25 protein-coding genes are annotated in these 24715 nt (G+C 40.0%); 5 read left to right on the top strand and 20 right to left on the bottom strand.

Going from position 1 to position 24715, the window contains the following annotated elements; genetic code table 11:
* Window positions 1-84: 84 nt before the first annotated feature.
* The 3 genes from B6D67_RS02055 to B6D67_RS02045 form a co-directional block, all read right to left on the bottom strand.
* Window positions 85-939, bottom strand: a complete 855-nt coding sequence (locus B6D67_RS02055; protein WP_002990814.1) for a metal ABC transporter permease subunit — start codon at window positions 937-939, stop codon at window positions 85-87.
* Complete coding sequence (locus B6D67_RS02050) at window positions 940-1665, bottom strand: metal ABC transporter ATP-binding protein (protein WP_002985780.1); 726 nt, start codon at window positions 1663-1665, stop codon at window positions 940-942. It abuts the gene before it with no gap.
* A gap of 63 nt (window positions 1666-1728) precedes the next feature.
* Window positions 1729-2661, bottom strand: coding sequence for a metal ABC transporter substrate-binding protein (locus B6D67_RS02045; RefSeq protein WP_004218965.1), 933 nt, complete (start codon window positions 2659-2661; stop codon window positions 1729-1731).
* Between the two features lie 145 nt (window positions 2662-2806).
* Between B6D67_RS02045 and B6D67_RS02040 the strand changes: the two genes are divergently transcribed.
* Window positions 2807-3454 carry a metal-dependent transcriptional regulator gene (locus tag B6D67_RS02040; protein WP_011285412.1) on the top strand — a complete coding sequence of 216 codons (648 nt, stop codon included), beginning with the start codon at window positions 2807-2809 and terminating at the stop codon, window positions 3452-3454.
* Between the two features lie 100 nt (window positions 3455-3554).
* Here the strand turns inward: B6D67_RS02040 and B6D67_RS02035 are convergent, their stop codons facing one another.
* The 9 genes from B6D67_RS02035 to B6D67_RS01995 form a co-directional block, all read right to left on the bottom strand.
* On the bottom strand, window positions 3555-3896 hold the full coding sequence (locus tag B6D67_RS02035) for a hypothetical protein (RefSeq protein ID WP_010921958.1): 342 nt from the start codon (window positions 3894-3896) through the stop codon (window positions 3555-3557).
* A 150-nt stretch (window positions 3897-4046) separates the two neighbouring features.
* Window positions 4047-4742 carry a 5'-methylthioadenosine/adenosylhomocysteine nucleosidase gene (locus B6D67_RS02030; RefSeq protein ID WP_010921957.1) on the bottom strand — a complete coding sequence of 232 codons (696 nt, stop codon included), beginning with the start codon at window positions 4740-4742 and terminating at the stop codon, window positions 4047-4049.
* Between the two features lie 19 nt (window positions 4743-4761).
* Window positions 4762-5013: a cell wall synthase accessory phosphoprotein MacP gene (gene macP, locus B6D67_RS02025; protein ID WP_010921956.1), complete on the bottom strand. Its 252-nt coding sequence runs from the start codon at window positions 5011-5013 to the stop codon at window positions 4762-4764.
* Window positions 5013-5567, bottom strand: a complete 555-nt coding sequence (locus tag B6D67_RS02020; RefSeq protein WP_010921955.1) for an NUDIX hydrolase — start codon at window positions 5565-5567, stop codon at window positions 5013-5015. Before B6D67_RS02020 ends, macP begins: the two co-directional genes overlap by 1 nt.
* Before the next feature lie 30 nt (window positions 5568-5597).
* Window positions 5598-6980 carry a bifunctional UDP-N-acetylglucosamine diphosphorylase/glucosamine-1-phosphate N-acetyltransferase GlmU gene (gene glmU / locus B6D67_RS02015; protein ID WP_010921954.1) on the bottom strand — a complete coding sequence of 461 codons (1383 nt, stop codon included), beginning with the start codon at window positions 6978-6980 and terminating at the stop codon, window positions 5598-5600.
* Between the two features lie 172 nt (window positions 6981-7152).
* On the bottom strand, window positions 7153-8490 hold the full coding sequence (locus B6D67_RS02010; protein ID WP_010921953.1) for an MFS transporter: 1338 nt from the start codon (window positions 8488-8490) through the stop codon (window positions 7153-7155).
* Between the two features lie 332 nt (window positions 8491-8822).
* Window positions 8823-9782 (bottom strand): Gfo/Idh/MocA family protein, encoded by a 960-nt coding sequence (locus B6D67_RS02005; protein WP_010921952.1) that lies wholly within the window; start codon window positions 9780-9782, stop codon window positions 8823-8825.
* Between the two features lie 75 nt (window positions 9783-9857).
* Complete coding sequence (locus B6D67_RS02000) at window positions 9858-10556, bottom strand: 3-oxoacyl-ACP reductase (protein ID WP_010921951.1); 699 nt, start codon at window positions 10554-10556, stop codon at window positions 9858-9860.
* Window positions 10549-10785 (bottom strand): DUF2829 domain-containing protein, encoded by a 237-nt coding sequence (locus tag B6D67_RS01995; protein ID WP_002990844.1) that lies wholly within the window; start codon window positions 10783-10785, stop codon window positions 10549-10551. Before B6D67_RS01995 ends, B6D67_RS02000 begins: the two co-directional genes overlap by 8 nt.
* 360 nt (window positions 10786-11145) lie before the next feature.
* Here B6D67_RS01995 and B6D67_RS01990 point away from each other — a divergent pair, with 360 nt between their 5' ends.
* Both B6D67_RS01990 and spej read left to right on the top strand, forming a co-directional pair.
* Window positions 11146-11760: a hypothetical protein gene (locus B6D67_RS01990; protein WP_010921950.1), complete on the top strand. Its 615-nt coding sequence runs from the start codon at window positions 11146-11148 to the stop codon at window positions 11758-11760.
* A gap of 247 nt (window positions 11761-12007) precedes the next feature.
* Complete coding sequence (spej, locus tag B6D67_RS01985) at window positions 12008-12706, top strand: streptococcal pyrogenic exotoxin SpeJ (protein ID WP_010921949.1); 699 nt, start codon at window positions 12008-12010, stop codon at window positions 12704-12706.
* Between the two features lie 312 nt (window positions 12707-13018).
* Here spej and B6D67_RS01980 read toward each other — a convergent pair whose 3' ends face one another.
* On the bottom strand, window positions 13019-13339 hold the full coding sequence (locus B6D67_RS01980; protein ID WP_002993880.1) for a hypothetical protein: 321 nt from the start codon (window positions 13337-13339) through the stop codon (window positions 13019-13021).
* Between the two features lie 678 nt (window positions 13340-14017).
* Between B6D67_RS01980 and B6D67_RS01975 the strand changes: the two genes are divergently transcribed.
* A complete protein-coding gene (locus B6D67_RS01975; protein WP_010921948.1) occupies window positions 14018-14650 on the top strand; it encodes a hypothetical protein in 633 nt (210 codons plus the stop codon).
* Window positions 14651-14743: 93 nt separating this feature from the next.
* Here the strand turns inward: B6D67_RS01975 and B6D67_RS01970 are convergent, their stop codons facing one another.
* Both B6D67_RS01970 and B6D67_RS01960 read right to left on the bottom strand, forming a co-directional pair.
* The gene (locus tag B6D67_RS01970) at window positions 14744-14995 is read right to left on the bottom strand and encodes a hypothetical protein (RefSeq protein WP_010921947.1); all 252 of its coding nucleotides are present in this window, start codon (window positions 14993-14995) and stop codon (window positions 14744-14746) included.
* Between the two features lie 273 nt (window positions 14996-15268).
* On the bottom strand, window positions 15269-15805 hold the full coding sequence (locus B6D67_RS01960) for a FliH/SctL family protein (RefSeq protein WP_011285408.1): 537 nt from the start codon (window positions 15803-15805) through the stop codon (window positions 15269-15271).
* Window positions 15806-16263: 458 nt separating this feature from the next.
* On the opposite strand from B6D67_RS01960, the gene B6D67_RS01955 reads away from it, so the two are divergent.
* Window positions 16264-17016 carry an ADP-ribosyltransferase gene (locus tag B6D67_RS01955; RefSeq protein WP_010921944.1) on the top strand — a complete coding sequence of 251 codons (753 nt, stop codon included), beginning with the start codon at window positions 16264-16266 and terminating at the stop codon, window positions 17014-17016.
* A gap of 204 nt (window positions 17017-17220) precedes the next feature.
* Here the strand turns inward: B6D67_RS01955 and nrdE are convergent, their stop codons facing one another.
* The 5 genes from nrdE to B6D67_RS01925 form a co-directional block, all read right to left on the bottom strand.
* The gene (nrdE, locus tag B6D67_RS01945) at window positions 17221-19401 is read right to left on the bottom strand and encodes a class 1b ribonucleoside-diphosphate reductase subunit alpha (protein WP_010921943.1); all 2181 of its coding nucleotides are present in this window, start codon (window positions 19399-19401) and stop codon (window positions 17221-17223) included.
* Window positions 19368-19856, bottom strand: a complete 489-nt coding sequence (gene nrdI, locus B6D67_RS01940; protein ID WP_010921942.1) for a class Ib ribonucleoside-diphosphate reductase assembly flavoprotein NrdI — start codon at window positions 19854-19856, stop codon at window positions 19368-19370. Before nrdI ends, nrdE begins: the two co-directional genes overlap by 34 nt.
* Window positions 19857-19859: 3 nt before the next feature.
* On the bottom strand, window positions 19860-20873 hold the full coding sequence (gene nrdF / locus B6D67_RS01935; RefSeq protein ID WP_010921941.1) for a class 1b ribonucleoside-diphosphate reductase subunit beta: 1014 nt from the start codon (window positions 20871-20873) through the stop codon (window positions 19860-19862).
* Window positions 20874-21367: 494 nt separating this feature from the next.
* A complete protein-coding gene (gene metG / locus B6D67_RS01930) occupies window positions 21368-23365 on the bottom strand; it encodes a methionine--tRNA ligase (RefSeq protein ID WP_011285406.1) in 1998 nt (665 codons plus the stop codon).
* A 242-nt stretch (window positions 23366-23607) separates the two neighbouring features.
* Complete coding sequence (locus tag B6D67_RS01925; protein ID WP_010921939.1) at window positions 23608-24315, bottom strand: YoaK family protein; 708 nt, start codon at window positions 24313-24315, stop codon at window positions 23608-23610.
* Window positions 24316-24715 lie beyond the last annotated feature (400 nt).

The raw sequence follows: 24715 nt of genomic DNA, 5'->3' as shown, positions 1-24715 counted from the left end.
TGGTCTTTTGATGACATATAAAAAACACCCTTTGATGTTATTTGCTACTATTTGCAAACCACTAAGGTGTTTAAAGCGAAAAGTTTAAGGTGTTTTTTCTTTTTTTTGCATCCATCTTTTAAGGTAGCCTTGCTTGGGTGAAACAAAGAAACTGATCAAAAACATCATCGCAGAAGTCAGTACGATACTTGACCCTGCGGCAACATTAAAGGTATAGCCCAAATAAAGCCCTAAAACCGATGCTAAAGCGCCTAGTAAAGATGACATCACTAACATTACTTTTAAGCTATTAGCATATAAATAAGCTGTCGCTGCTGGCGTAATCAATAAGGCAACAATCAAGATAGTACCCACGCTTTGCATCGCCGTAACAGCCACTAAAGTTAATAGGACCATCAACAAATAATGATACGCATTGACCTTCACACCCATTGATTTGGCTAAGATAGGATCAAATGATGTTAATAATAGTTCTTTGAAAAAGAGACTAATAACCACTAAAACAAAAATCGAAACACCAATAGTAATCCACTTATCGCTATCTTGCACAGCTAAAATATTCCCAAACAAAATATGAAATAAGTCCGTCGAACTATTGGCTACCCCTATCAAGATGACTCCCAGTGCCAAAAAAGAGCTAAAGGTGATACCAATAGCCGTATCTCCTTTAATGACAGAGTTTTCCTTGATATAAGTAATAATAACAGAAGCTAATAACCCAAAAATAATCGCTCCAATAAAAAAATTGACTCCTAAAATAAATGACAAAGCAACCCCTGGTAAAACAGCGTGTGAGATGGCATCACCCATAAGAGACATTGACCTAAGGATAATAAAACACCCTACAGCACCTGAGACGATACCAATGACTACAGCCGTTATCAGTGCATTTTGTAAAAAGTGGTATGACATCAAGCCCTCAAAAAATTTCATAGACATTTACACCATCTCCTTTCCTAAAATCAAATGATTGCCATAAGCTTTTGACAAGGTATCAACAGTAAATACCTCACAAACGTTGCCATAAGCCACCAAATGTTTATTTAAAATCATGAGTTTGTCAAAATAATGCTCTACTTTGCTCAAATCATGATGTACAATTAAAATCGTTTTGCCAGCCATTTTGAGCTCTTTCAAAAGATCTACAATGATTTTTTCGCTGACCGAGTCAATGCCAACAAACGGTTCATCTAAGAAAATATAGTCTGATTCTTGAATCAAGCAACGCGCAACCAACATCCGCTGAAACTGACCACCAGATAAGGATTTTATCGGTCGATGGCCAAAGTCTTCTAAACCAACTTGTTTGAGAACCTTATCAACCTGCTCAAATTGTTTTTTTCCTACTCGGCGAAAAAGGCCTAATTTACTATAAGTCCCTAGCGCAACACATTCTTTAACAGTAATAGGAAAATTATAGTCAATCATGCTTCGTTGTTCTACGTAAGCTACTGTATGCCCAAGCTTACGACCATCTTTGCCATCAACCGTTACGTGACCTTGATAATCAATAAGATTTAAGATAGCTTTCATAAAGGTTGATTTTCCAGCTCCATTAGGACCAATAATACCAACGATAGAAGGACCTTCAATTGTCACATTAATCGCTTCTAAAGCATTACTGTTGCCATCGTAGGTCACACAAAGATTGTTAGTTGTAATCATTTTGTCTCCTTTACATAAATAAAACAAAGCACAACACTAAAATCGCTGTGCTTTATTGTTATCTTATTTTGCTAGACCTTCAGAAATTTTGTCAAGGTTCCATTTCATCATAGCATAATAACTATCGCCAGGTTTACCTTTTTTAGCAATTGAATCTGTAAAGATCTCAGAATAAATAGGAATACCACTATCTTTAGAAACAGTTTCCATAGGGCGTCTATCGACACTTGACTCTACAAAAAGCGCAGATGGCTTGATGACTTTTAGTTTTTCAATCAATGATGAAATTTGATCTGGTGTTCCTTCTTCTTCGGTGTTAATTTCCCAGATATAAGCAGATGGGACACCGTAAGCTTTTGAAAAGTACTTGAAGCAGCCTTCACTAGTCACAATCAATTTTTTATTTTCTGCAATAGCATCAAATTTTGATTTGGCTTCTTTGTCTAGTTTTTCCAATTTAGCCACATAAGCTTTTAGGTTCTTTTCATAAGTTTCTTTGTTTTTAGGATCCTTTGCAATCAATTGTTTGGCAATGTTTTTTGAATAAATGATTCCGTTTTCGAGATTTAACCAAGCATGTGGATCTTCTTTTCCTTTTTCGCTTGCACCTTCCAAGTAAATCACATCAATGCCATCAGACACGGCAAAGTAATCTTTGTTTTTCGTTTTTTGAGCATTTTTCACTAGTTTGGTGAACCAAGCTTGCCCGCCATCTTCTAGATTGATACCATTATAGAAAATCACATCAGCATTACTTGTTTTTTCAACATCTTCTGGTAATGGTTCGTACTCATGAGGGTCTTGACCGATTGGCACAATGCTGTGCAGATCGATTTTATCACCAGCAATAGCTTTTGTCATGTCGGCAATAATTGAATTGGTTGCCACGACTTTTAATTTATCACTCTTAGCAGTTTTAGTGCCAGTTGACGAACAAGCTACTAAAAGAAAAACAGATAAAAAAGCACCCAAAATGAGGCTCATTCTCTTTCCCATCATTTCTCTCCTTAGGATATATTATTTATTTAATTAAGTTTAGTTAATTATGCTATAAGGATATCCTCTTTTAGGCTTTTTGTCAAGCTTTTTCCTAAAAATTCTGATATAATAATCATTATAAATAAGAGAAAGGCCAAACGATATGACGCCTAATAAAGAAGATTACTTGAAATGTATTTATGAAATTGGAGAACAAGAACCCAAGATTACAAATAAAATGGTTGCAGAAAAGATGCACGTTTCGGCACCTGCCGTTTCAGAGATGATTAAAAAAATGATTTCACAAGGCTGGATTGTCAAAGATAAAGCAAAAGGCTATTTGCTAAAAGACAAAGGCTATGCTCTTGTTGCTAACCTCTACCGCAAACACCGCTTGATTGAGGTATTTTTGATTCATCAGCTGGGCTATAATACCCAAGAAGTGCACCAAGAAGCTGAAGTCTTAGAGCACACTGTCTCAGACTCCTTTATCGACCGTTTAGACAAGATCCTTGATTTTCCAGATTTCTGCCCACACGGAGGGACTATTCCTCGCTATGGTCAGCCTCTTGTCGAAATGAACACTACAACTCTCAACACCATCACGGAGTTGGGACGGTTTCGTCTAAGCAGAATCCACGACCACTTTGATTTAATCCAGTATCTAGAAGCACATCACCTCAATATCAATACCGAGCTAACCTTAACTCAAATTGATACCTTTGCAAAAACCTATACGATTTGTTATGGCGACAAGGAACTTGTCATCCCTGAAAATATTGCTAAGCAACTTTATGTCACAGCCCTTTAACCCCTTGCGTCTCCTCAAAAAAAGAGGCCACACTCATTTAAATTTAAATGAGTGTGGCCTCTTTTTTTGAGGGGCTAGTCGCCATTTTTAAGCCTTTGACTTAATAATGATTGTACATATCATGTAACTTGTTCTTAAGCTCTTCATAGTGTTTTTCAATGTCTTGCTCACTTGATAGTCCCATAACGGTTCTTAGGTTGTAGTAATAATAGCTAGAGTAGTGTCTCCCTAGGTCATTTTGGTAGCCGTCAAGGATATTTCTCAATTGAAGTTGTGCGTTGTCTTTACTATATTGCAGGTGTGATTTTTCATCAGTCAAATGCTGGTGATACCCTTCATTGCTATAAACTTGTGCACTGACACTCTGGCTTGTGTTAAAGGCAGCACCAACCGTTACAAGAGCTAGCAGGCTGAGAAGATAATAGTGTTTTTTTAGTGTCATTTTTAGACTCCTTTTAGTAATCTATCGTTACTTAACCCATTATAGCGTTTGGTCAAGTGATTGCAATTCTTATTTTTAGGTTTCAAAACAAGAAGTGACCAGACTCCTAAAATAGAGATTATCCAGCTAATTGTCTCACGATAAAGTGAGTTAAACAGGTAAGTTTTCTAAAAATGTCATTAATGTCTGGGCCGAACGCTTGCCAGCTTCTATAATAAATTGATCAAAAGTAATATTGGCATCATGCGCTGCGGTATCACTCATCGCACGAACAACGATGAAGGGTTTCCCTGCAGTATGTGCTGCTTGAGCAATAGCTGCGCCTTCCATTTCTACTGCTAACACGTCGCTAAAAGCTGTTTTGATCTGGTCAATCTTGTCCTGACCAGCAACAAAACTGTCTCCTGTTGCAATCAAACCAACTTGGCCATTTGTCTTTTCGTGTTTTAGGACTTGTTTGAAGATAGCCACAAACTGTGGATCACAATCATAGTATAATGGTTGACCAGCCATTTGACCATAAGCATAACCAAATGCAGTAGCATCCACATCATGATACACTAACCGATCTGCAACCACCACATCTCCGATCGCTAAATGTGAAGCGACTGCCCCTGCTGATCCTGTATTGATAATAGCTTGGGCTTTGAAATGCTCAACCAAGATCGCAACTGTCATAGCAGACATCACTTTTCCAACACCCGACTGTACCAAAATGAGCTCATGCTTGCCAAAACGACCCGTATAGTAAGTTTTTGAAAGCACCTGATGTTCTTGAGCATCCAAAAGATTTGCTAAGAGCAGGGACAACTCCTCCTCCATAGCAGCAATAATTCCTATTTTCATATCATTTCCTTACGTTTTTTTAAAGATAAAAGATAGCATATACCAAGATGGCAATTAACAGCATAACAGCTATCAAAATCACATTTAATTTAGATTGCAATTGGCTGCGTTTGGCATTTTCAATCCGACGACTTTTATAAATGCGTGCTTTATCATCTTTTTCTGGTAGCGTCATTACTTTTGTGTCAAAGTTTACAGCATCATCTGGCTCAAATGTTTCCATTCGTCTCGCTTTTTCGATGATATCATCGGTCAACAATGGCCTTCCCATCACTGCTCACCTCCAAAATGTAAGGCATAGTATTGCAAAGCAATCAACGTTTTAGCGTCAGCAAGTTTACCTTGAGCGACTAAGTCCATGCACTCTTGATATGTCAACTCTAAGACCTCGATAACTTCATCGTCGTCTTGAGGTTTGGGATTGGCAACTTGTATTAGGTCTGTCGCTAAGAAAAGTGTGATTTTTTCGTTGCAAAAACCAATCGCTGTATAAAATTCATACAAAAACGTCAATGTCCCCGTATAGGCTGTTTCTTCTTCTAGCTCACGTGCAGCAGCTTTTAGCTTTGAGCCTTCCTCACCAATCTCTAGCTTACCCGCTGGGATCTCGTATGAGACACGTTCAATAGCCTTACGGTATTGTTTGACAAGGACAATCTTACGTTCAGGAGTAATAGCCAAAACAGCAACGGCACCACGATGAAAAATTAATTCTCGCTTGGATTGCCCCAGATTGTTGGGAAGTTCAACATCATCCACAACAACTTTAAAAATATGACCATCAAAAACTGTTTGTCTCTTAAGCGTTTTTTCTTCAAATTTCATGCCTGGCCTCCTTACTAAATAGATCTTGAATTATTTGCTTCGACTTGGGTGATGCGCTAGGCGCTTGGCATAACCTTCTTTTGTGACTTGGCGGCTACGACCAATAGCAATGCTATCGATAGGAACTGTTTTTGAAATCGTTGAACCTGCTGCTGTTAAAGCGTGATCCCCAACTTCCAAAGGTGCAATGAGAGTCGAGTTGCTCCCAATAAAAGCGTGATCTCCAATGACTGTTTCATATTTGTTTTGGCCGTCGTAGTTGACAGTGATGGTTCCAGCCCCAACATTGACTGAAGACCCAACCTGAGCGTTTCCAATATAAGTCAGATGCCCAGCCTTTGTTTTTTCACCAATGTGAGAACCCTTGACCTCGACAAAGTTACCGATATGGACTTCCCTATCTAAGGTCGTTCCCGGTCGAAGGTGGGCGTAAGGGCCAACCGTAACTCCTGCAGCTAAAACAGATGATTCGATCATCGAATTGGTAACAACACAGTTATCACCAATTTCAGAATCCACAATATAAGTACCATTCGTCAAGACAGTTCCTGAGCCGATATGTGTACGCCCTTTTAAGGTCACATTTCCTTCGATAAGGACGTCTGGAGCAATCTCAACATCGCTTTCAATATAAACAGTTTCAGGATTTTGGAAAGTCACCCCATTGACCATATGTTTTTGGGTAATGCGCTGACGCATCACTGTTTCAGCTATTGCTAAGGCCACACGATCATTTACTCCCAGACTTTCATTGAAGTCTCTCAGGATATAGGCTCCTACCTTTTCTTTGTTTGCTCTAAAAATAGCCACAACGTCAGTCAGGTAATACTCTCCTTGAGCATTGTTGGTAGTGATGCATTTGAGCGCTTCAAAGAGACGCTTGTTATCAAACACATAGGTTCCTGTATTGATTTCTTTTAATTGTTGCTCATACTCATTGGCGTCTTTTTGCTCAACAATCTTGATCACTTCGCCATCTTTGTTGCGAACAATACGACCATAACCAAATGGATCTTGAGCCGTAGCTGTTAAAATAGTGGCGACATTTTTATGATTCACATGAAAATCAATCAGACTCTTCAGGCTTTCTCCAGTGATCAAGGGAGTATCTCCTGCAATCACCAAGGTATGCCCTTCTAGTCCTTCTAGTTGTGTTTCTGCCATCATCACGGCATGGCCAGTTCCTAACTGCTCTGTTTGATGGACAAAGGCTGATTGATCTGCTAAGACAGCACGTACCATTTCTGATTTGTGACCAATAACCGTCACGGATTTTTCAGGACTAATCGCTTTTACACTACGAAAAACATGCTCAAGCATGGTTAGTCCAGATACTTTATGAAGAACTTTTGGGAGATCAGAAGTCATGCGAGTCCCTTTGCCCGCTGCTAAAATAATGGCATAATTTGTCATTTGTTTTTCCTTACTATATAATTTAAATACCTTCTCATTATAGCATATTTTCTCTTTTTTTCCTGAAACATCCTAGCATTTTCTTGTCTTTTATAGTGTCATTTGCGGCTTGTGATAACTAAAAAAGACAGGACTTCAGCAATAAGTCTGTCTTTCTTAGGCATTTGCCTAGCTAATCTTTGATGATTTCTTCCTCACGTTTGGCTAAAATCAAATAACCAACCGCTGAAAAAGCAGATAAGGCTGCAACGACAATATATGACCAAAACCAGCCAAAACCATCTGCCAAAATCGGCATCAGCCAGTTTGCTCCCATATTGCCGATGAGATAAGCTGTTACTCCTACAAAACCAATCGCTGTTCCTGCAACATTTAAAGGAACAAAGTTGATTGTTAAAATATTCACGATCAACTGTGGGCCATAAATCAATGACCCTAAAATACCTGCAATAACAAGCAACAAGAAATAATTTGGAGCACCTGTGGCAGTCAAGCGTTCATAGACAAAGACAATAGCCGCTAACACAAAAAGCCCAATAGCCCCAACCTTGGCCATTTTATTAGGATAACGAACCGCTAACCACGCAAATACCAGCGAGCCTGGAATAGCGACCCACTCTAACATTGAAATCGCAAAATGGATATGAGCCTCTGACATATTGGCTACTTGTGACAAGTAGATCGGCATCCAGTCTTCAATCCCAAAACGAACAAAATAAAGGGCCACATTGACAGCAGCAACAAGTAAGAGCGACGGGTTACAAAAAACGTATTTCCAGATGAGTTGCCAATAAGACAGGTTATGCTTTTCTTCTTCACTGGCAACAGCTGACTCGCCCGCATCACCATACATCGTTCGAAGAGAGTCAAGTCCCTCAGACTCAGGGTTATCACCGCCAAGCTTCCAGCAACACAAAGCAAACAAGAACACTAAAACGCCAGGGATTAAAAAGGCAAGTAAAATATTGCCATTAGCTGGTACCACCAAGCCCATACTGGTGAGCAAGGCGATGGTTAATGGCAAGAGGGCTGATCCCATGTTTTGAGAAATGTTCCATCCAGCGATGGCTCCGCCGCGTGTTTTATTTGGAAAATAATTGGCAATCATGGCTTGTGAGGCAGGTGCCAAGGCACCTTGTACGACACCACACAAGACTAGCAGTATTCCTAATACCACCATTGAACTATTGAAAAAACCAATTAAAATACAAATCAAAGCGCTTGCACCCAAGCTGATTGAAAAGAGCTTCCTCAAGCTAACACGATCCCCTAAGGCTCCCATATAGAATTTTGCTAAGCCATAAGAAACGGTCAAACACGATAACAAGATCGCAATTTGAGCCTTGTCCCAACCATTTTGCACCATAATAGTGTTTGACATTAGTTTGAAATTGTTGCGTACCAAGTAAGCACACACATAACCAAAAAATGCGACAAAAAAGACGACCTTTTGACGGCGCAGAAATTGCGTAAACTTCTCAGGTTCTCTTTTGTTATAATCCTCTTCCATAAACAATTAAACTCCTACACTGTAATTTTTGTCATGACATTCTCTTAGTGTAACAGAGTTATGCAACAGTGTCAACGCTTACAAATTCGATTTTACTGCTTCTAGAGCCCCTTTGGGGCAGAATTTCCGAACGGTCATTTCTTAAATCGTTTGGCTTTATCATTATTTTAATCAAATCAATTCGTCAGGCATCTCTCATCTCACAAAGAAAGCCCAAATCCTGAACAAGTTATTTTTGCCAAAAAAGCACGAGGGGGCTCCCCCTCGTGAAAACACGTCTTTCAACCATTACCATAGCACCTGCACAAAAGGCAATGGCTACCAGATTACCATCACGAATGAACAGCGCGCTCCAACACAGCCATGACAGCTCGGCTATGTTCCAAAGCCTGATTCACTTTCTCAAAGTCTCTTTGGTCAATCATGTCCCTAAAAGCGACAAACTCTTCATACATCCGGTGGTCATGCTTGTTGTGGTTAATCACTTGTGGTTCGTGACCGTGTAGACTTAACTGAACCTGAGGGAGGGTATTTGTTGCTCCAAGCACTGCCAGTGACCCTTTGTTACCTTGGATGGTTGATTTGATTTCTGCAGTGCAGTCTTTGGCCCCGATACACACCACTTTAAACTGCTCATAGTCCATGACAAGCATGCCTGAGGTGTCAATGCCTTTTTCGACATTGGCTAAATATTGAACCGTTTTAGGGCGACCAAATAACCCTACCACAAAATGAATGTTGTAGATGTTTAAATCACGTAAAGCTCCACCACCCATTTTAGGATTAAAAGCTGGCGCGATATCACCTCGTTTGAAGGCATCGTAGCGTGAAGAATATTGTGAATAATTGCATTCTACAATTTTGATATCGCCAAGTTGGTCAAGATGCTCTTTGATAAAGGTCATGTTACTCAGGTACTGATTCGTAATCGCTTCTAACAAAATGAGTTTTCGTTTTCTAGCGATTACCACCAGTTCATCTAATTCTCCTGCTGTCATGGTAAAGGGCTTTTCACAAATGACATGTTTGCCAGCTAGAAGGGCCTCCTTAGCATAGGCAAAATGCAGGTGATTCGGCAGTCCAATATAAACCGTGTCAATCTCCTCATTGCCTAAGATAGCCTCATATTTACTCGTAGCTAGAGGCATGTGATGTGCCTTAGCGAGGTCTTTAGCTGTCGTTAAACTTCTAACTGTTGATAAGATAGCAACTAAATCAATACCATCAATTTTCTGCAAGACAGGCAAAACTTCCTTAACAATCATACCTGTCCCCAAAACCGCTAATTTCATTTGTTCATCTCCTTTGACTGTTTGACTCATCACACCTCTAGGGCTTACTGCGCCAGCTCAAGCTAAGGCATGTGATCATTTCAAAGTCCAGCCACCGTCAATTTTGACAATCTCGCCTTGCATTGATCTCGCTTTTCCTGAAGCAAGAAATCCCGTTAATTCAGCAACTTCATCTGGTTTAGTCCAACGCCCAATTGGCGTCTCACGAGCTACCCAGTCTGCTAAGCCACCAGGCTCAAAATCGTTAGCCGTCATAGCGGTTTTGACAGCACCTGGTGCTATACCAAAAATGTGAATCTGATCTTTGGCGTAATCCAAAGCCAGCTGGCGCGTGAATCCCGCAAGGGCATGCTTAGAACTCGTATAGGCAACACCACCGCCACCCGCTATAAAACTTGCTATTGAGCACATATTGATGATAACACCTGACTGCTTTTCCACCATACGTCTAAGATAATGACGTGTTAACTTCACCGTCGCAAAAAAATTAATATCAAATAGGTGTTCCACTTCTTCATCACTGACGTCTAAAAGTGGCTTGTAGGCATCTAAAATCCCTGCAGTATTACACAAAATATCAACACTGGGGACCACTTTAAATAGTGGGGCTAACTCAGAGGATAAATCCAATTTGATAAAGTGAAAGTTACCGCTTAAGTCCGGTTTATCCGACTTATCCACACCATATACGTGATGCCCTTGTTTCAAAAAATAGCGGGCCTGTGCATAACCAATCCCACTAGCACAGCCCGTCACTAAAACAACTTTAGTCATTGACCTCAATCCAATCCTCTGCTAACACATCACATGGTGTCGGTGCCCACATGGAAAAACCTTCACCTGCACCAGTAACATGAATCAGAAAATAAGGCGTCGCCTGTAGTACTTTCCCATCCACTTCAAGGGTATCAAACAACTGCACATAATTTTCAGCGCCACCCCAACCTGTACGTACATATTTTTTCTTGGCTTTTAAACCTGGTAAAATCTCTTCAAATGTCATATTGTTCTCCTTTATTGACGAAATAGACACTTTTAGGCAGTCTATAAACTCCTAAAAATAAATTTGTGGACTCACGCATCATTCATCGAAAATGCTATCTTCTTTTATTTAGTCTATCATAACGCATTTTTGTCAAAAAGCAACTAAAAGTATTGGCAACCTCAAAACACGACCTGATGCCCAAACGGCTTGCAAAGGTAAAAGGGTAACGGTTAGCAACTGGCTAGGAAAAAACCTGTCTGCCCCTACCAAGAATAGTCACGCCATTTCCCAACCACAAGACATAAACTCCCTATCTTTTTAGCGCAAGAATTGGTATAATAAGTCTTATCTTAAAAATGAGCAAAAGGAGAGGAAAAAATGAAAAAAACATTAACCTTGCTACTGGCACTCTTTGCCATCGGGGTAACTAGTAGCGTCAGAGCGGAGGATGAACAGAATAAGTTTATACTTGATGGATTACAGGAAAAAGTAAAAGAAGTTAGTGTATCAGATTTTTCTGTTGGAGAATCTAAAATCAAAGTCTGGCTTCCTCAAGCTTGGTCGGTCAAAATTTCTAGAGAACATTCACCAAAATCAAGCATTTCTAATTCTGGAGAACAAAAACCTTTAAGCAATAGCTCAGAGAATAAAGAAGGTCAATTTTCTAAAAGATTACCTTATGGTACCCAACATACTATTAAATTATCATCCCAACTTACAAAAGGTGAGAGAGTCACTTTGACATTCAGAGATGAAGATTTTTGGGGAGCAGGTTACTGCTTCTATAGAGATTCACTATCCATAAAAGAAGACAAACAATACGAAGAAGAAATTAAGAAAATTGAGGATGACCTAGAGAGACAAGATCTTGAAAATGATGCACTAGAGATGTTTAAAAAACAAACCGAAAGAGAGGCTAATAAACCTTGGCATCAGCGGTTAAGCGAAAACATCCAAGATCAGTGGTGGAACTTTAAGGGACTGTTTCAGTGAGGGTTTACTAGACTATGAGGTTGGCTAAAGCACAAAAAGCACCCTTACAGGTGCTTAGAACCTAGACAAAATCAAGATACTCTTCAATAGCTTTCAAAACTTTGGTAAAATTATATCTTAGTCTCTATATGATTGCTCTAAAATGACATAGTTAACAATTTATGGGAACCAAAAAAGTCCTCAATGTTGATTTTATGGTTTTTTAGGATAAAGTAGTTTGTGGGGTACGAGGTGAACGAGGAGAGGTATGAAAAGAATAATAAAAACAATAATTTTAGTTATAATAATCTTTCATGGGTACGGAAGTGTAAAATCAGATAGTGAAAATATTAAAGACGTTAAGCTACAATTAAATTACGCATACGAAATCATACCAGTAGATTATACGAATTGTAATATTGATTACTTGACTACTCATGATTTTTATATTGATATTTCCAGTTATAAAAAGAAAAATTTTTCAGTTGATTCTGAGGTCGAGAGCTATATTACAACAAAGTTTACGAAAAATCAAAAAGTAAATATTTTTGGTCTTCCGTACATATTTACTCGTTATGATGTTTATTATATATATGGTGGGGTTACACCATCAGTAAACAGTAATTCGGAAAATAGTAAAATTGTAGGTAATTTACTAATAGATGGAGTCCAGCAAAAAACACTAATAAATCCCATAAAAATAGATAAACCTATTTTTACGATTCAAGAATTTGACTTCAAAATCAGACAATATCTTATGCAAACATACAAAATTTATGATCCTAATTCTCCATACATAAAAGGGCAATTAGAAATTGCGATCAATGGCAATAAACATGAAAGTTTTAACTTATATGATGCAACCTCATCTAGTACAAGGAGTGATATTTTTAAAAAATATAAAGACAATAAGACTATAAATATGAAAGATTTCAGCCATTTTGATATTTACCTTTGGACTAAATAAGATAGGAGCTTTCAATAAATATGATCAATTGCCCTATAAGATATTGATACCAAATATAAAACCGCTCATAAAATATGATATGATACCTCTTAAGTAGACAGGTTAAATAATCAAAATCTACTTAAGAGGTATTTTTATGGCTAGAGGGTAGCTATGGCTAATAAAATAATCGTTTCTTCATTTCTTACGACAATAAAAGTACCAAAAAGAGCGCTTGTCATTACTGTGCGAGGTATCCATAAACGTAAAGCGTTGAAATAAAAAGCAGCGAGAATTACTCTGCTACTATATATATCTGGATTAATCTTTACTTTATTGTGCTTGCAAGTTTTTTTCTAAATCTTCAATGATTTTATTAACTTCGTCTATATTTCTAGCTTGCATAGCTTGTCTATAATAATATCTGAAATAATTATTATATTCTTTTCCATTAATATGATACTGACTTAACAAGTTTCTAATTTGTAACTCTGCCGCATATTTAGCTTCTCTAAGAGTCTCTCTTCCATCTTGTCTTAAAAAATGACTAGTGCTGTAGTAAGAATAAGTCGATGCATCTACAGAATGAGTTAATAGGGCGACAGTACCGGCTAGCGTCAAAACAGCAGTACTTAATAATAGTGTTTTTTTCATAAAAACCTTCCTTTTTTAATTACATGTGCTATAAATTATAAAAACACTAGATTATTATATAATAAATTTTATTTTTGTAAATAGTTTTCGATAGATTGTTTTTATGAGAAAATTAAAAATATAAAATATATCTTTAGCAAGGTAGTTATTCTTGAAAATTTGAGAATATATTGTTAAAGACATCAAAAAACAGTACCTATCAAGATACAGTCGTATTTCTTTAAATTATGCTAAAAATTGCAGATGATAAACATTTATTAAGCTATTCGAAGTTAATCGAAAAGAATGCCTAATATCGTTGTTCTATTTCATAATATTGATAAATAACGTATCACGATACGAGATATCAGGTAAGTTAGGTTACTCAAGAAACATCGTTTTCAACTGACATAAAACAACTTTAAAAGAGGATAAGCGACCAAAAAGAGCACTTAACAGAGTGTGCAAATTATTTACATAGAGATAAAGTGTCAAATAGGCTCTTGACTATAGACGATATAAAGATATCTTGAAGTATTAGCATATCCCAATAAAATAGTGAAACATTAAGTGAGTGGCAGCCACTCAGAGAAATCTAGGACTTCTCCGATCGCCTCAGCCAATCAATCCCTATCTTTTTAGCGCAAGAATTGGTATAATAAGCCTTGTCTTAAAAAATGAGCAAAAGGAGAGAACGAAATGAAAAAGACATTAACTTTGCTACTGGCACTCTTTGCCATCGGGGTAACTAGTAGCGTCAGAGCGGAGGATGAACAAAGTAGTACACAAAAGCCAGTAAAATTTGATTTGGATGGACCTCAACAAAAAATTAAAGATTATAGTGGCAACACAATCACTCTAGAAGACTTATATGTTGGTAGTAAAGTAGTAAAAATATATATCCCTCAAGGATGGTGGGTATATCTTTACAGACAATGTGATCATAACAGTAAAGAACGAGGAATTTTAGCTAGTCCTATTCTCGAAAAAAATATAACAAAAACAGATCCTTATCGTCAATATTATACAGGAGTACCTTATATTCTTAACTTAGGAGAAGATCCTTTGAAGAAAGGAGAAAAATTAACTTTCTCATTTAAAGGAGAAGACGGATTTTATGTCGGTAGCTATATCTATAGAGACTCTGATACTATAAAAAAAGAAAAAGAAGCTGAAGAAGCACTTCAAAAAAAGGAAGAGGAAAAGCAACAAAAACAGCTAGAAGAAAGCATGCTAAAGCAGATAAGAGAAGAAGACCATAAACCTTGGCATCAGCGGTTAAGTGAGAGCATCCAAGATCAGTGGTGGAACTTTAAGGGACTGTTTCAGTGAGGGATTACGAGGCTATAGGTTGGCTAAAGCACAAAAAGCACCTGTCAGGGGTGCTTTTTGTGCTGTTGATTGCGTGCGAAGGAGTGGTTAAGGTTAGTAGGGGATGACGGTTGGGTCATAGTAGGCATAGGCCACTACTGCCACGGCTAGAGCAGCTAGGACGAGTCCAGCTAGCGACCACACCTTTTGCCTGCCTTTGTTTTGCACCAGACCGATAAGAGCTAGACTACTTGCTACAAGCGGTAAGTAGAGATAACTATAAGTAGCAAAAAAGAAGATATGATCAAGCAGGCAGACAAAACTCACCACTATGCTTAGGACGGGCAACACTTTCTTTTCTGGCATAAATGCTCCTTTCTCAACACACGGGTCACTAAAACCCAAAAAAGCCACCCCTATCAGAGGTGGCCTGACTACTAAAGGGATTATCCCAATTATAGCAGAAAATTGTTTTAAAACAGTGGGACTGCTCAACACTAATAAAGAATTTTATCAGCCAAGAATTCACCAACCATTTAAAAATACTTGAATTAGGTATTATACTATAAATATGAACTATTTATAAAGTGTTCTTTTTCAAAACAATTTGCTAAAAAATTGTACTATAAAAAATATTTTTTAGAACAAACCGCTTAAGTATGTCCAAATAGTACTAAATGCTTGATAAATTACTCCAACTACTTCATCAATAACAGACAAACCGTCGCTTTCTTCAACGTTCAAATCACTAGAATCTGCTCCTTCTTGATGTCCTTGACGTCCTTCTTGACGTCCTCCTTGAGAATCATCTTCTGCTTCTGTTTCTAATGGATCACGTTTATGTTGTCCTTCTCCAAATCCTTCCTCATAACCATCTCTATAGTCGCCATGGTCAGATGGCTGAACATCCTCAGGAACCTGAATCTTGGGCCGTTCGGGTATATCATCTCCTTTTAAGCCTTTTTCATATCCCTCTAAATATCCTTTATATCTAGCTTCTAAATTTGAAGGATAGTTAGCTGAATCATCTTCTAAATCGCCTAACCCGAAGCGAGTCATATAGTCTCTTTTTGATATCACCTCCGCCTGTACGGGATGTGCCATTAGCAAAGTTGTTCCTAGTAGGGCCAAGCAAAGGGTTGCTAGGTTTAAAAAGCGTTTTGATTTTGTTTTCATAAAACCACTCCATTTCATTATTTTTTGATATGGTTCTAGTTTACTCCTCTCATTATTTCATTTCAAGTTCATGTTTTTATCATTTTAAACATCAAATGATTAGAAAATCATGGCAATCTCTCTTAAGTTCAACAAATCTGTTCATCAGCTTTTTTAAGCTTAGGAGCTGTTTTTGAAAGCGTTTGAGATTTTGTGTTAGTCCTTATTAGCCACCACAGCAAACGGGAGGTACTGCCACTCTTGTCTGCCTCTAGGTCAAAAGCTTACTTATCTAACTAAAAAACGGTTGCTATGGATTGACAAATCGCTCATAATAGCATAATATCATGATAAGAGAGTCTGTTTAGGGAGAAAGAGATGACAAAAAGATTAGCCTGTCTGAGAAACTGGTGGTGTCAAGAGCTAGCCAAAAGGTCTAGGGGAAGGGTCAGCCTTTTGGGCTGGTGTCAGGGGGAACTATGCTAAAAAAGCGCTATCAACTGGCTATTGTCCTTCTTCTTAGCTGTTTTAGTCTGATCTGGCAAACTGAGGGCTTGGTCGAGCTTTTTGTCTGTGAGCACTATGAGCGGGCGGTTTGTGAGGGGACGCCTGCTTATTTTACCTTTTCGGATCAAAAGGGCGCTGAGACACTGATTAAAAAGCGATGGGGCAAGGGTCTCATCTACCCAAGGGCTGAGCAAGAGGCGATGGCTGCTTATACCTGTCAGCAGGCAGGCCCTATCAACACCAGCCTAGACAAAGCCAAAGGTGAGCTCAGCCAACTCACGCCTGAGCTAAGGGATCAGGTGGCCCAGCTCGATGCTGCGACTCACCGGCTAGTCATCCCGTGGAACATTGTAGTATACCGCTATGTATACGAGACGTTTTTGCGTGATATCGGTGTTTCACATGCTGATCTCACGTCTTACTACCGTAACCATCAGTTTGACCCTCATATCCTTTGTAAGATCAAGCTTGGTACACGCTACACCAAGCACAGTTTTATGAGCACGACAGCCTTGAAAAACGGCGCCATGACCCATCGACCGGTGGAGGTGCGCATCTGTGTCAAAAAAGGGGCCAAGGCAGCCTTTGTCGAGCCTTATTCGGCTGTGCCTTCAGAGGTTGAGCTCTTGTTTCCAAGAGGCTGTCAGCTGGAGGTCGTTGGAGCTTACGTGTCACAGGACCAAAAAAAGCTCCACATAGAAGCGTATTTCAAGGGCAGTTTGTGACGGCCTCAACACCGATCGCCAAAAAAAGGACTCCATGTCCTTTTTTTTGACGTTCTGATGCTCAAAAAAGCCTCGCATAGCAGCAGACTAACGGGCTTTGAGGCCAAAAAAAGACAAGCAAGAGCTGATGCTTGCTTGTCTTGAAAGGTCGAGTGCACTGATCCTATGCATGTGATAGGGGACACGAGAGCTTTCTAGTAGCTGTTAGATCATACAGCTTTGACACTCTGTGGTGGTCTCATCACTAGCTCCAGGAGCTGTCACAAGACTATCCTCGTCATACTGTTCGCTGCCTGCTAGGACGTCTTGCCTCACTCGCACATAATAGATCGATGCACAATTTTGCTTAAAAGCTTGGATATAGGAGCGGTTCAGGTCACGTGTGGTCGCTTGATCGGTCATAAACAGGGTCAATGAGATGGCTTGGTCAACGTGTTTTTGGGCAGCAGCTACAACGTCGATGATGGCTTTTGGGCCGACCTCATAGGCACCACGTTCATAGTAAGCATAGTTAGCCTGGTCAATCTGATAGGCAGGGACGTAAATCCTGCCCAGGCTACCTTCTTTTCGGACCTCAACAGGAGCAACGACTGGTTGTAGACTCGGAGTGCAGGATGATAAGTAGCTGATGGAGCCTGTCGGAGCAACCGCTAGCAAGTGCGCATTGGCTAGGCCAAACTGCTTGATATCTGCTACTAGGGCTTGCCAATCCGCCACCGTTGGCAACGTGAAGCCGTAATCTTGCAACAATGTGGCAACCTTGGCTGTTTGTGGCTTGGCATCTTCTTGCAAATACTTGGCAAAATAAGTGCCATCTGAATAGGTTGATAACGAAAATCCTGCAAAAGCGCCTTTTTCTTTGGCTAATTGGCAAGAGGCTTTAAAAGCATAATAGGCCATGGCATGGAAAAACAGATCTGTAAAGTCAACGGCTTCTTTTGTATCATAGTAGATGTGGTTGGTTGCCAAAAAACCATGTAGGTTCATGGCGCCTAATCCTACTGCATGGTTGGCTGCATTGCCTGTCTCAACAGAAGGCGCACAATTCAGGTCAGACACTCTAGAGACACGATCAAGTGCTCTGATGCTCGTTGTGATGAGCTGTTCAAAGTGTGGCGCATCTGCCATAGCCTGGGCAATATTGATAGACCCTAAATTACAGCAGATATCCTCTCCAATGGTTTCAAAACTCAAATCTTCTTTGAAAGTGCTTGGGGTGCTAACTTGAGCGATTTCAGAACACAGGTTAGACATGACGATTCTGCCTTTTTTGGCATGAGGGTTGCGCTTATTGACCGTGTCATCAAACAAGAGGTAAGGGTAGCCTGACTCAAAATGTAGCTCTGCAATTAACTGAAAGAACTTTCTAGCACTGATGTAGGTCTTTTTGATGGCTGGATTGGCTAGCAGTTTATCGTATTCCTCTGTGATGGAGATGTCTGACATGTCCTTGCCATAGGCACGCTTGATATCATAGGGTGAAAAGAGTGCCATGTCTTTGTTTTCTTTGGCTAACTGGAAGGTAATATCTGGGATCACAAGTCCCAATGCTAGGGACTTAATGCGAATTTTCTCATCGGCATTTTCACGTTTGGTGTCTAAAAAGGTCAAAACCTCAGGGTGATGGGCATGAAGGTAAACCGCACCTGCTCCTTGGCGCTGACCTAGTTGATTGGCATAGGAAAAAGAGTCCTCTAGTAGTTTCATGACAGGAACGATGCCTGTTGCCTGATTTTCAATCCCTTTTATCGGTGCTCCGATTTCTCTGAGGTTGGTGAGGCACAAGGCGACTCCGCCTCCTCTTTTTGAGAGTTGCAAGCTGGTGCTAATGGCGCGAGAGATAGATTCCATATTGTCTTCGACACGAAGAAGATAGCACGAAATGTATTCGCCACGGCGTTTTTTTCCGGCATTTAAAAACGTTGGGGTAGCTGGTTGAAAGCGTCGGTGCAAGATGGCATCAATCACGTCAAAGACAAAGGTTTGATCTCCATCAGCTAAAAAGAGTGCATTCATCACAGCACGGTCTTCAAATGTTTCTAGATACTGCTTACCGTCCAAGGTTTTTAAGGCATAGGACTGGTAAAATTTCATAGCGCCCATGAGATTTAAAAAGCGATAGCCTTGTTGATAGGCATAATGAAAGGCCTCCTTGATAAGGTCATTAGGATAGGCATCAAAAATGGCCTGCTCATAATACCCTTCATTGATGAGGTAAGCTAGCTTATCTTCTAGTGAGTTAAAAGCCATTTGATTGGGAGAGACATGTTCTTCCAGGTAGCGCCTAACAGCTTCTTTATCGCTATCAAAATGGTAGCTGCCGTCTGGTTTTTTAAAACGGGTCAGTGCATTTAATGAGAGGTATGACGCATTGGTTTGTGACATGGGTGTGTCCTTTCTGTAATCAGGTTGTTGGTTTGTTTTTGCTTGTCGTGTGTGTGATGCTTTAAGCGGGCAAAAATCGCCTGTACCTTTTTGACATCTGTAGCAGTGCCTAATAGTTCAAATTGGTGTAATAAGGGGACCTGCAATTTTTGAGAAATGATAGGGCCTGCTAAGGCAAAGGTATCGCCAAAATTGGTATTTCCAGAAGAAATCACTCCCTTACAATGTTTACGATTGTTAGGATTATTCAAAAAACGAATCACTTGTTTAGAAACGGCTCCTTTGGCATCTGAGCCACCAGCTGCATAGGTAGGCACAATCAAAAGGTAATGGGTGGAAACTTCAAGTGGCCTATTATCTACTGGTATGCGCTGAGCAGGCAGGCCTAATTTTTGGACGAAGCGATGGGTGTTATTGGACTTAGATGAAAAATACACAATAATCAGCTCTGCCATTTCTTAAAACTCCCAATCGTCATCTGTGGTTTCTTCGGTGATCCCCATCACATAAGATGAGCCATTGCCTGAGAAAAAGTCATGGTTTTCGTCTGCACGCGCTGATAGCTGAGCAAATACTTCTGGTGAAACGCGCGTTTCTTCATCTGTGAAGGGCGACTCATAGCCTAAATTTTGAAGGAATTTTCCAGCGTTATAAAGGCTAAAACGGATAGCATCTTCTGCCAAATCAAAGCCTGCATACAGTTCTCTCAAGTAAGCTTTTTCAAGGTCGATGAGTTCATAGAGCAAGTCAAAGACAAAGGCCTTCATTTCAGCCTGTTTTTCTGGGCTAAGACGTGCTACTTTTTGTTGGTATTTGTAACCGCTGTAATAGTTGTGAATAACTTTGTCGCGTAAAATCAGGCGGATGATATCAGATGTGTTTGGCATTTTACCACGTGCTGATAGGTAAAAAGGAAGGTAAAAGCCGCCATACAGCAAAAATCCTGGCATCATAGCTGCTGCTACTTTTGATTTCAAAGGGTCATCACCCGTATAGTAAGGAATCAAGACACGGGCACGGTCTTGCAAGCTCTGTGTTGAGACCACCCATTCATGTGCTTCTTCGATTTGCTCGCTGCTGCAAAGGGTCGAAAAAATCGTCCCGTAAGAGCGGGCATGAATCCCCACCATAAAGGCAAAGTTCGTATAGATGACTTGTTCGTGGTCGGTTTGTGAATGCTGAATTTGTGCCACATCACCAACCGTTGCTTGTACTGTATCTAGTAAGGTCAACCCAGTGTAGGTCCTTGTGATGAGCTGTTGCCAATCCTCACCCAAGGAGCGCCAAGAATTTAAATCATTAGAAACAGGAACCTTTTCAGGCAACCAAAAATTTTGAGTGACACGGTTCCACACTTCTAAATCTTTGTCATCATTAAGGTAATTCCAATTGATGGAGCGCAACTGTTTTTGTGTTTCAGATAGGGCGTATTCAATTGGGGATTGCGAACGTTCATAATAATGTTGGGTCATTTGTCTCCTTCAAGGCTTGAGGTATTTTTCAAACAAAAGTCTAGTAGCGCTAAGCCTAAGTCATCACTAGACGCCAAACAGACAGGAATTGTTTTTTTGAGCAACACAAAAAGACCTGCTAAACAGCAATGGTTTGATGGGATGTCTCTTTTTGACTTGAGCACTCCTACTCTACTAAAAAAGCGAAGGGCTCAACTGTCTTGTGGGACACGCTCTAGTGTCCTCTTTTGTTTGGCTAAAGTTAAGTATGCTTAACTTTTATAAAAACCATAATAACACAAGATATAGTGTTTTGCAATCTTTTTTATGACAAGATATAGTTTTAAGACCTCTCTGTTCACTTGTCAAAAGCACAGCAATCTTACTAGGACAGGTCCTAGGATAGTTATGCTTTTGATGTCATATCACCCATCTCGTTATTCGTCTTTCTTGAAGGCAATCAAAAAAACCTAAGCACATGTTCTTGCTTAGGTTTTTTGAATAATAGGTCAGCATCAGCCAATGATACTTCCATTTGGAACAGAGGAATCAACGGTTAAGACCGTTAGCTGATCTCCATGCTCTGCTGATAGAATCATCCCTTGACTGATGTATTTTTTCATCATTTTACGCGGTTTCAGGTTAGCAACAATTTGTAGTTTTTTACCCACTAATTCTTGTTCGTTGGGGTAAAATTTGGCAATACCTGACAAGATTTGACGGTCTTGCCCGTCTCCTGCATCTACTCTAAAGCGCAGCAATTTTTCTGAACCTTCCACTTTTGACACTTCCTTGACTTCTGCCACACGGATTTCCACAGCATCAAAGGTTTCAAATGTGATGACGTCTTTTTCAGATTTGAGCGCAACCTCTTCAGGGACCCATTCTTTTTCTTGGGAAATAGCTGAGCTGTCACCCATTTGGGCTTTGATGTAGTCAATCTCAGCTTCCATGTCAAGACGTGGGAAAATCGGTGTCCCTTTGGCAACAACCTTTGTATTGGCAGGAAAATCTGCTAGAGCAAGTGTTGACAAATCAGAAACAGGTTCCAAACCAAGCTGGGCCATGATAGCAGCTGATGTTTCCATCATAAAGGGTTGGATCACATGAGCGACCAGACGCAAGCTGGCTGCTAAGTGTGCCATGACACTGGCTAGTTGAGCTTTGTCACCATCTTCTTTAGCGAGCACCCAAGGAGCGGTTTCATCGATGTATTTGTTGGTACGAGCGATGATGGTCCAAACAGCCTCCAAGGCGCGTGGGTAGTCCACCGCTTCCATGTGCTTATGGTAGTCTGCTAGCTGAGCATCAATCAGTTGACTTAAGTCAGCATCAAAGGCAGTTCCATTGTCAACATAAGCTGGCACCGTGCCGTCAAAATACTTGTTGATCATGGCAACGGTACGGTTCAATAAATTGCCAAGGTCGTTGGCTAACTCATAGTTGATACGACCCACATAATCTTCAGGGGTAAAGGTCCCGTCTGAACCAACTGGCAAAGAACGCATGAGGTAATAACGAAGAGGATCAAGTCCAAAGCGCTCAACTAACATTTCTGGATAGACCACATTGCCTTTTGATTTAGACATTTTACCGTCTTTCATGACAAACCAACCATGGGCAATTAAGCGGTCTGGCATTGGTAAATCAAGCATCATGAGTAAAATTGGCCAGTAGATGCTATGAAAACGCAAGATATCTTTTCCAACCATGTGGAAAACCGTTCCATTCCAAAACTTATCAAAGTTAGCGTGATTAGCTTGACGATAACCAAGAGCTGTCGCGTAGTTTAAGAGGGCATCGATCCAGACATAAACCACGTGTTTTGGGTCTGATGGAACAGGTACACCCCATGTAAAGGTAGTACGGCTAACAGCCAAATCTTCTAGGCCTGGCTCGATAAAGTTTTTCACCATTTCATTCATACGACCATCTGGTTGGATAAAGTCAGGTCGCTCTTTAAAGAAGGCCACAAGACGATCATCGTATTTGCTAAGGCGTAGGAAGTAGGATTCTTCAGAGACCCACTCGACCTCATGACCTGATGGGGCAATCCCTCCAATAACCTGACCGTCTTCATCTCTAAAGACTTCTTTTAATTGGCTTTCAGTGAAAAATTCCTCATCAGAGACAGAATACCAACCAGAGTATTCGCCAAGGTAAATGTCATCTTGCGCCAGCAATTTTTCAAAGACAGCAGCAACGACCTCTTCGTGGTAATCGTCCGTTGTCCGGATAAATGTGTCATAGGAAATATCTAGCAATTGCCAAAGGGCTTTGACATCCTTTGCCATGTTATCAACGTAGGTTTGAGGTGTAATACCAGCTTCTTTTGCCTTGGTTTGAATCTTTTGTCCGTGTTCATCTAGTCCTGTGAGGTAAAAGACCTCATGGCCCATCAGGCGCTTGTAGCGTGCCAAGACATCACAAGCAATAGTTGTATAGGCAGAACCAATGTGTAATTTCCCAGATGGGTAATAAATGGGTGTCGTAATGTAAAATGGTTTTTTCATCATAGTTTCCTTTCAGAACCATACTCAAATGAAAGTACGATTGAGATGCATAGTGTAGGATTTCGTTTTTTCCTGTTTAAATTCAACCCTCAAGGCTAATGGAACCTTTTTTATCAGCCTTCTGTTAAGTAACAGCTATCAACGGTCTATTATATCATATTTTAAGGGGCAGCAAAACCAGTCAATCAAAGGAGGGTGAGTAAAAACTTACCCTAAATGAACTTTCTTTCTCCACAAGTCCATTAAGTTCTTTTAATCGGTTTGATTTTGGTTTGAATGTGATAAAATTCCTGAGCCAACAGGTAATTGACATAGAGTAAAGGCATTAAAATAGGCATCAAAGCATACTCGCCATAAGCTATGCAAAGCAACGTCGAACAAACCACCCCAACAGCAAAAGCCAAGATGACTATTAAGGTGTTGCGTCCGATATGTGTTAGTTCGTGATTTTTTTCGTACAAGCCTTTGGTTAGTAAATAGGCGGCATTTTTGATATTTCCTGTCATCATCACATTAGCATAGCTAGCTCCTCGTAAGGTTTTAAACGTATCAACCTGAATAGAGGCAAAAAAGGCTAAAGCTGCTACCGTAACATTGGAAGGAAGAAAAGGCGTGAATAGGGCCGTTCCAAAAGCAATCCCTGTTAAGATAACACTTGATAATAAGTACCAGTGGAGCCCTTTTTTAGTGGCCCAGCGGTGCATGAAATAAGTAAAGGACTGCCCAAGCATAAAAACGATCATGGGAAGTAAAAATTGCAGTGCCTCCTTCAGTTGCTGTTCTGACAAGCGAATGGCAAATGACAAAAGGTTGCCTGTCTGAACACCTGCAAAACGTTTTCCTTGGGTCATATAGGTAAAGGCATTGACATAGCCACTGATAAAACAAAGCGTCATAGCACAGCGTAATCCCTCATAAACCTGATAGTGTTTTCGTTTCTTTTTTGACATTGTTGCCTTTTTTTACCTCATTCATTGCTCTTAGTTACAAAAGAAAAAATACTGAAATTCAGTATTTCAAATTGCAGAAAAAGTCTTTTGGGATAGTTTTTCTTAGGTTGTGCTCACGGCAGCGACTTCCTTTGGAATTCTATGCCTTATTTTTGAGCCTAGGGTCTCAAAAATCTCGATTGGCGCCACTTTTTCCATAGCAAACAGCAGCTGTTTTGGCTCACTGCGCACGTAGAAATCAGATGTCACATCAGCAGAGCTGTTTATGCTTTTTGAGTACAAAACTGGGGGTGTCTCCGTTCTGAAAGACTGAAGCTCAGTATGTTGAATGACAAAGCCAAAGCTTCTTTTTTTGACACCTGCTCAGATAGTGACAAGTCAGTCTGCTTTACCACCTTGA

The sequence above is a fragment of the Streptococcus pyogenes genome (assembly GCF_002055535.1).
GTDB classification, from domain to species: domain Bacteria; phylum Bacillota; class Bacilli; order Lactobacillales; family Streptococcaceae; genus Streptococcus; species Streptococcus pyogenes.
The sequence above is the reverse complement of the archived record's forward strand: the minus strand, read 5'-3'. Positions and strand labels throughout refer to the sequence as shown.